Below are 9,236 nucleotides of genomic sequence, written 5' to 3' on the forward strand. Positions count from 1 at the left end.
TTTGTTCAACTACTGCACTTCATTTAGCATGAGCATTGGCAAAAATTGCATCCGGTTCATCTACTCTTATAACAGGTAAATTTGTTGGAACAACATTTACCCGCATATTGTATATGTCGATAAATTCTTGTTCCTCAGTTTTACCAGTTCCTGTCATTCCACATAATTTTGTAAACATTCTAAAGAAATTTTGATAAGTAATTGTTGCTAAAGTTTTAGTTTCAGGTTCAACTTCAACCATCTCTTTAGCTTGAAGTGCTTGTTGTAGACCTTCAGAATAACTACGTCCATCCATAATTCTTCCTGTAAAAGCATCAACAAGTTCAATTTTTCCATCCCTAACAATATATTCAACATTATTTTTCATAACTTTATGCGCTCTAAGTGCGTTAGAAATTCTATGAACTAATTCACTATTTTCCATGTCATATAAGCTTCTTATTCCATAAAAATTGTTTGCTCTTTCTATTCCAGAGTGAGTTAAAGAAATTGCTTTTGATTCATCATCAATTACATAATCATAAGGACTTAAAAGTCTTACAAATTGATCGGCAGCAAAATATGTTTGAGTATCTTCACCTTCACCACCAGAAATAATTAAGGGAGTTTTAGCTTCATCAATTAAGATCGAATCCACCTCATCAACTAAACAAAAATAATGCCCACGTTGAACTTTTTCTTCCATGCTATTGACCATATTATCTCTTAAATAGTCAAATCCTAATTCAGAGTGCACTGAATAAGTAATATCAGCTGTATAAGCTTGTCTTTTACTACTTGGATCCATTTGTGCTTTATTAATTCCTATAGTTAAACCTAAAAATTTGTGAACTTCACCCATTTCTATAGCATCACGTTCTGAAAGATATTCATTAACTGTTGAAACAATTACACTTTTTCCGGTTAGTGCATTTAAATAAACTGGTGCTATAGAAGTAATAGTTTTCCCTTCACCAGTTTTCATTTCAGCTACACTACCTAAATCAAGTAGTAATCCTCCCAAAATTTGCACATCATAAGGACGTTTTTTTAAAACTCTTTTAGTTGCTTCACGAGCCACTGCAAAAGCTTCATTTCTTATATCATCAAGTGTATAACCTTTTGCTAAAAGGTCTTTAAATAAGGCTGTTTTGGATTTTAATTCTTCATCACTTAAGTTAATTACTTTCTTTTCTAATGCATTAATTCTTGCTAAAGCTTTTTCAGCAATACGCATTTCAGTTGATTTAACATCAAAAATTTTCTTTAGTTTAGTCATGTTTTATATTTTATATTATTCCTTAAATATTTTGACTATTTAAAATGTTTAATTATTATGTTTTGATTATTTGAAATTAAATTAACAAAAAAGTTAATTTTTTTAGTTTATTTCTATTAAAAATAATTTTTTGCTTTTTTATGTAAGTAAATAAAAACTAAAAAATGAAAATTATTATAAATATAAAAAAACATGATAATTACAATGAAATTATTTTATAAAAATAATCTATGAAAAATAACAATTTATTTAAAAAATTTATATTTTTATAAAAATAATCAATTTTTTACAAATATTTTCACTTTAGTAAAAATAATTATTTTCAAATAAATAGGAAAAATAAACATTTTTATAAAAATATTTTCATTTATATTATTTGAATTATAAAACAATATAAAAAGTCCAATCTTTATATAATAAATTTACTAATAGACAAATTTATTTGGAGGAACGATGAAAGCCATAAACAAAAAATTTAAATTCATTATTTTAGGAACATTATTAAGTGCTGTTTCTTTAGTTTCTTTTGTAGCTTGTTCAAAGAAAAATAATGATTCAACTAAACCTACTGATAATAACGAAAATACAAATTCATCAAGCAATTCTACAAAACCTTCTGTTGAAAATAACGATAAAAATAATTCAGATACAAACGTTTCAAATGCAAACAGTTCAAACGAAAATAATCTTGAAGAAGTAAATGTACCTTCAATAAGCGCTTTAGAACTAATTAGCAAATTAGAAAAATTATTGCCTCGTGAACACAAATATGCTTCAAGAATTACCGAATATCGTTCAAAAGCGTTTGGAGTTTTAGATAAAAACAAAAATTTTGATAATTTAGTTAAATATTTACCTTCTGAAGATGCTAAATTTAAAGAAAAATTTGACACAAAAGGTTTTAAAATATGACTTGAATCTGAAAGAATGGATTCAAAAACTGAACTTAGAGTAAAAATCAATTTAATTGATCCTAAAAACGATAGCAATAATGCTAACACAACAATTATTTTGACTGGCTTTGAATCGGATAAAACTGAAGTCACAACACAAATTTCTGAAAACATTAACCGTTTAATTAGAATGCATTCATACTGAATTCAAAACAATAGATCGCCAATTTCAAAAGAGGCATTTCCTGTTTCTAGAACATACGAATCTAGACCTAAGTCACAAACCGTTAAAGACTTAAGAGCAATGACATCAATTAGTAGTTTATTCCCTGTTGTTGAAAAAGGTGCGTTGCAACTTCAATTTTTAAGAGCGATGATTGAAGATATGAGAAGTGTTCCAGATTATCGTGTTCAAACTGAAGTTTTAGACAATTATAAAGGCGATAATTCTAAAATAGAAGTCTACATTACGTTTATAAGTTTAAATGATGATAAAGACAAAGCAACAGTTAGATTGATTTTTACCAACTTTAAAAATCTAAGCTAATTTTGGTATGATATTTTAAATAATTAAAGGAGAACAATATGTTTAACAAAATGAGATTAGAAAAATCAAAAAAGAACCTAAATATATTTCGTTATTTATACTGAGGATTTAACATTGCTGGAGCAATTTTGATTCTTATTGCAATTATTATTGGTGCGAGCAATTCTGTACAATGACCTGCATCAACATTTCTAGGAGTTTTAGGTTTAATTTGTATAGCATTTAGTAATTTCTTTATTACATTTATGTTTAAAGATCTAATTAAAATGTATGTAATTCATGTGTTTGTAAAAACAAAACATTGAGAATTTAAATGATATTTAATGCTTTTATTTTTTAATAAATGAAAAAGTCAATTACCAAAAATTGAAGTAGTTGAAACTGCAATTCAAGTTAAAAAACCAGAATAATAATATTAAGCACAATTGAATTTGTGCTTTTTATTTTTTCCTTATACATCTTTATCAATATAAAAAAAGTACCAAAACTAATTGGTACTGTCTTACAAAACCTCTTAAATTAAGACGTTATTTTTTAATTAAAAATACATGATAGAAACATAAATAACAAAATGACTATTTATGAATAATTTATAAAATATAATAAATAACTGCTTTAACTTATATTGTGTATTTTTAAAAGGGAAGGTTTTAAACGTCAATATAATGCGTTAGATTAGCTAAATCAATTGCATCTTGCAGTTGATTTATTTTTTTCTTCGTTTGTTTAATAGTTTTTTTAAGTTCTTCAACATTAAATAAATAACGAGTAACCTTTGTATTTCCATCTTCTAATAAAACACTTACTTCTTGCTTATAAACTTTCATGGTGTTTAATCTTTGATGTAAATAACTTGACATCTGTGCTAAATAAATTAAACATTCATTAATTGTTAAGTCTTTGTATGTTGTTTTAACATTATAATTTGCATCAGAAATTAGCATTTTATAATGTCTTATTTTTTGTATTAAGCTTTCTATTTGCTCAGTATATTTATCAAAACTATATTGACTTTTAGGAATATTTTGACCTTCAAAAAATTCTATGGAATAATACATTTGTTCTTGAGCAATTAAGTCATTTAATTCCTCTTGCAATTCAACAGTTTTTTTAATTAATTCTTTTAATGTGTATTTCATTATTTTTCCTTATTAGCCTTTAATACAATCGGATTAGATTGAATTTGAATGTTTTTATATTCAATATAAGCCACTAATGTATACTCACCAGTGTATTTAATATCTTTAAAAATTAGTTTTTTGTTGTACTCATTATCTTTATTCTCTGTTATAACACCCGATGCAATTTCATGACCATCTTTATACAATTTATAACTAGGTCTAGAACCACTATATCAATGAATTGTAGTAGATAATTCTTTTTTAGTTGAATCATACTGTAAATCACTAGTAAATCTTAATAAATCGCTAACCACTTTTCTTGAAATCGGTTCTTTATAAGTACTGTTAGAATTAGTTCATGTTGATTCATTATCGTTACTTATGACTCTAGATTTTAAATAAGTGTCTTTTATAAAGTCTTTGTAGTTACTTTGATACATTCCCATGTTTAAACTTAAAACTATTGCATAATATTTTTCATTCCCAGTTGCTCTAACTTTTATACTTGTTTGATCTTCTGAAATAATTTTATCGTCCTCGAATCAATAAATTTTAAAATCATTGTCTGGATCATTTTCTATGCTTATTGAAAGATTCAATCTTCCATCAGAACCTTTTGTAGCACTAATATCACTACTTATGATAGGTTTAGATTTTTTGACTTTAATATTATCTATTAATTTTTGTAGACTTTTTTCTAGATTATCATAAACATATTTAAGAACTTTTTCATCTTTTACTGATTCACTTTTTAAAACTTTTTTGGCTGTATCTAAGTCTAATGTAGTTTGTTTGTAGATATCTTGATTTTCTATTTTATTGTACCCTAAGCCAACCAATGTATTACCTAAAATAGTATCAGTTTTAGAAATTAATAGAGACAATAAAGTTGGATCGATTTTACTTCTATCACCTTGTACAAAATCACTTGGCTTAATAATATCTTTATTTATCTTAATTGACTTTGTAACAGGTCTTTCCATTCTTTTTATTTGCGCTTTTATGTCTCCATTACTTGCGACACTAGGAATAATTCCTAGATAAACTTCTGAATCTATTGGATTTAAAAATACTTTATGACTTATTGGAACCATATTAATAGTTTCTTCATGTAAAACTTTCTTATTAATTAAATCATAAATAAGAACTTTTCCTTTATCATCTGATTTTGTAAACATATTGTTGTATCCATATTTAATACCAGTAGGATAAGTAATAACTAATTTATCATTATATTGTGAAACACTTAAAGTGTTTGCTCCTGGTTCAACATTTCCTTGAATGTAGATAGGTTCCTTAAATTCAAATAAATTTTTGTATTCTAAATTTTCTCCATGAGATTTGTTAGATTCTACTAAAATAGGTAAATCTTTGTCTTCATCTCATCTCACTAAATAATAATTATTATTAAAGTAAAACTTGTTAGAAAATTTTGGAGTATTTTTAACACCTTCTCAAATATTTCCACCAGAATAAAAACCTCTATCCGAACTTAATTCAATATAATCATCTTTGTTTCCATTTTCATATGCACCAGTTAGTGATTTTAGTTCTGTATATGTTCCATAACCGCCAATAGATCCTTTTCCATCTTGAAATTGTTTTTCTTTAGTAAAAAATAAATTTTTGTCTTCTAAATTATTTATGGCTGCATCCAATGTGTTAAAGTTACCATGGCTATCTGATAAAGTTGTATCAAAACCTAATCATTTATTGTTAATTTTTACATGATTTCAGGCATGAGCAAATGATCCATGACCAGTTCCACCATTAACACCTGCCATTATTCTAGCTTCCATGTTTAACGATCTTAAAAATATTTGTGACATTTTTGCATAAATATCGCAAATTGCTTCTCTATCAATTATGGCACTAAATGGACTTTTTCTTGTAGCTGCTGCTTGATATCAAAAATTACCTGTTACAAATTGCCCAACAAGATAGGCTTTTGCAACCTCATCTTTATCTAAACCATATGAAATTGTTCTTTGAAATTTATTAAATGTTTCTAGATAAGATGCTAACTTAGGATTAGATACTTCTGAAGATGTAAAAACAGTATTAATGAAAGTTTTTATTATTTTTTTATTTATACTTGGATCTTCATTTTTATCTTTATTACTTCCTAAAACCCTATTTGCAAACATTTCAGAAATTGACATATCTGGTTTATTATCACGATCTGTTGTTCCATCTGTATATTCAAAACCAAGCGATGGTGATTCATATAAACTTGGTAAAAACGCACTTAAATCATTCCTTAAAAATCTTAAAATTTTAAATCCTTCTTCTCTTGTTAATTCTAATCATTCTATGTCCAAGTGTTCTACATCTTGTGCTGTAATTATTCAATCTAAAATTAATCATCCTGCAAATTTTATTAATTCATCTCTTTTACCAGTTTTTTTAGCATTTTCAACAATATGATAGTTTTTAGAAATTAAATTAGCTTTATTATTCAAGTCGCTATTGAAAAGTCACTCTCTATCTTTAAGCGCTTCTTCTTGCATTTTTTTAACTGCATTTGTTTGTTCAGTGGTTAAATTTTTGTAATCATACTTAGCTTGTTCATAAACATTTCGATATGAATTTATACTAACTGGATTAGATAAATATAATGAACCGTTTGGTCTAAAATTTTCACCTAAATATACATTATTTTTAAACTCAGATTTGCTTCCGAATTTAGAATTTAAAGTAGTTTCTCAACTTGTCGCTAATTCATTATTTTTGTTTTCACCAACAATAGGTTTAGATTCTTCAATCTTTTCTTTTTCTATAGGCTTATTAGAAGAATTTGAATTATTATTTTCAGGATTATCCTCTGGTTTTATTTTATCAACTTTTTCTATTTCTTTGTTGTTAGAATTAGAGGATGAATTATCAACTTTATCATTTTTTTCTACTTTAGAATTATCAATAGTAGATGATGAAGTATTATCTTTTTCAGATTCAGTTTTATCAACTTTAGGAGATGATATATCATTTTTATTTGTATTATTAAGAACTTTTTCTTCATCTTTTTTTTCGGTTGTATCCACTGTTGATGTAGTGTCTATTTTACTTGAACAAGACAAAACAAATAATGGCATAATTGCCATGTTAATTAAAATTAACTTGAATTTAGATTTATTTTTCATACATATATTATAAATATTTTTAAACCTTATATGCTTTTTAATACAAAAATATGCTTTTTAATGCAAAAAAAGGCAATTATTAAATTTATTCAATGAAATCTAAATTTTTTTTATAGTTATTTATAATTTAAACATGAATAAAAAGAAAAAAATTAAAATTTTAACCTTAGCAACAAGTGCAATAATTTTGCCTTTTTTTACTGTATCATGTAATGCACTTATTTCAAATTTAATCAAAAATAATACAAACAAAACTGAAGAAAATACTGAAAATAAAGTTGATCCAAATAAAGATATTATTCTAAATAAAGATGATACTAAACCTAAAAACATCGATAAAAATGGTTTTGTTGATCTAGAACCAGTAAGCCCTGAAAATACTATTAACTTTAAAGATACTCCAAGCGATATTGAAGTAGAAAAAATTCCTGATAACACTGATAAAATACCAAATAATAATCCTGAAAAAGAACCTATAAGTTCACCTGAGAAACCAGATGTTTCAACAGATCCAAAAACACCTGAACCAAATAATAAACCAGTTCCAGCTGATAATCAAAAAGATCCTAAAAAGCCTATAGACTTGATTAAAACTGTTCCTGTTACTACAACTTTAACAATTCCTAATGACTTAAAAACCTTAGAGTTAAGAAGTGAATTTAAAAACTTATATTCAGGTTCTATTACTAAAGAAAATTTCCATTTAGTTTTTAAAGTTGATGATAAATTACTTGCCTCAAAAGATATTAAAATTGCTTTAGATCCTGAAGATATTAACACAATATATTTAATCGATAAATACACATTTATCGGTAAATATTCATTTAAAAATAAAATAGAATCATTAGTTAATGAAGCTTTACCAAGTCTTAAATTAGAAGATTATTTAATTTTTGATAAAGAACTACAATCAAGATTAAAATTTAGTGATTTTATAGAACGTACTAATTTATATTCACTTAAAAAGTATCGTTATTTTGACTATGAATATGAAAAAGGCTTTATAAAATTACTTTTTAAAGGAAAACTTTTAAAAGTACTAAAAGCACAACCTAGCGGATGATTAGATGAAAAAACACCAATTTCTGAAATCAATAAAAAAACTATTGATTATTATTTAAATAATCCATTTGAAATAATTAGATTAAAAGATTCAAACGTTATTCCTAGTGTAGATGATAAAATAGAAGATTTTTATGACTTTAGAAAATTTAATAATATTCATTTTACAATGGAAATAACAAGTAAAAATTATGATGCTCAAACTGCTCAATTTAAATTGAAATTACATTTTGGTGACAAAATAATTGAATCAAGTGAACATGAATTAAAATACCTTAAAAAAATGAATGTTTTTGAAAAAAACTTGTATTTATTTAAAGAAGCTGATCCAAAAAAATTAAATGATAGTCATTTTGAGACTAAAGAAACTAATAATCTAATATTATTAAGATATCTAGGAGTGTTAAATACTATAGATGAAACATACTTTGATACAGGTTTAAATCAATTAAGTGCAGCTGATTTTGTTAAAAATCCTTTATTAATGCAGTACTATATTTTTCCTAAAGATTTACTAGCTACTTACAAAAGATTTTTTGACTTATATTATTATGATGTTAAAAACTCTAATGATTCATTAACTTTTAAAGTTGGTATTGTTGCTAAAAATAATCCAAACTTAAGAGCGCATACAAATGCTATTACTTTAAACGGAATAAAAAGTACTTTAAAATCTCTATTAACTAAAGATAAAATTTACATAAGCGCAAACAATGATCCAATACTTTCAACAAAACAAAATGATTACAATGCTGACTTTTATTTAGATGAAATCTCCGAAGATAAATTTTTAAATTCAAGAGTATTTAAATTATTAAATGGAACTGCAACGGTTTTATCAAAAGTTTCAAGTGATCCAAACGATTTAAGATTTTATGTTATAACAAACCAACATGTAGTTAAACATCAACCAGGAACTAAATATAAATCTGATATTTTAATGCCAAGAAAAAATATAACATTAGAAGAAGGCGATTATAACTTTAACGACTATACCATAGCTAATTTAGACTTTGAAGTAGTTTGAAACTTATATGGAGATAACGATTTAAATATATCAGTAGTAGATTTAAAAGAACCATTAAAAAGATTAAAAAATCAAGGTAATTTATTAGCTTATAACTGATTAAATAATTGAAAAAATTTAAAAGATTTAGAAATTTTTGACAATGATAAAATTAATGACACTGAATTAAAAGTAGATTACAAATTTAA

5 protein-coding genes and 1 pseudogene are annotated in these 9,236 nt (G+C 25.2%); 3 read left to right on the forward strand and 3 right to left on the reverse strand.

All coding sequences use genetic code 4. The features are described 5' to 3' along the window. Positions 1–1,258: preprotein translocase subunit SecA (locus MALL_RS01615; protein ID WP_005683451.1), on the reverse strand; the 1,258-nt coding region annotated here is incomplete at its 3' end. A 453-nt stretch (positions 1,259–1,711) separates the two neighbouring features. On the opposite strand from MALL_RS01615, the gene MALL_RS01620 reads away from it, so the two are divergent. Further along, positions 1,712–2,698, forward strand: coding sequence for a hypothetical protein (locus MALL_RS01620; RefSeq protein ID WP_005683450.1), 987 nt, complete (start codon positions 1,712–1,714; stop codon positions 2,696–2,698). 38 nt (positions 2,699–2,736) lie between these two features. Further along, positions 2,737–3,108, forward strand: coding sequence for a hypothetical protein (locus MALL_RS01625; RefSeq protein ID WP_005683448.1), 372 nt, complete (start codon positions 2,737–2,739; stop codon positions 3,106–3,108). 240 nt (positions 3,109–3,348) lie between these two features. Here the strand turns inward: MALL_RS01625 and MALL_RS01630 are convergent, their stop codons facing one another. Together MALL_RS01630 and MALL_RS01635 are read right to left on the reverse strand one after the other, a co-directional pair. Next, positions 3,349–3,837, reverse strand: a complete 489-nt coding sequence (locus MALL_RS01630) for a hypothetical protein (protein ID WP_005683446.1) — start codon at positions 3,835–3,837, stop codon at positions 3,349–3,351. After that, the gene (locus MALL_RS01635) at positions 3,837–6,959 is read right to left on the reverse strand and encodes a transglutaminase domain-containing protein (protein ID WP_005683449.1); all 3,123 of its coding nucleotides are present in this window, start codon (positions 6,957–6,959) and stop codon (positions 3,837–3,839) included. Before MALL_RS01635 ends, MALL_RS01630 begins: the two co-directional genes overlap by 1 nt. A 133-nt stretch (positions 6,960–7,092) precedes the next feature. On the opposite strand from MALL_RS01635, the pseudogene MALL_RS01640 reads away from it, so the two are divergent. Then, positions 7,093–9,236, forward strand: a pseudogene (locus tag MALL_RS01640) (hypothetical protein); the annotation flags it as partial.

It is taken from the genome of Mycoplasmopsis alligatoris A21JP2, assembly GCF_000178375.1.
Taxonomy (GTDB): domain Bacteria; phylum Bacillota_I; class Bacilli_A; order Mycoplasmatales; family Metamycoplasmataceae; genus Mycoplasmopsis; species Mycoplasmopsis alligatoris.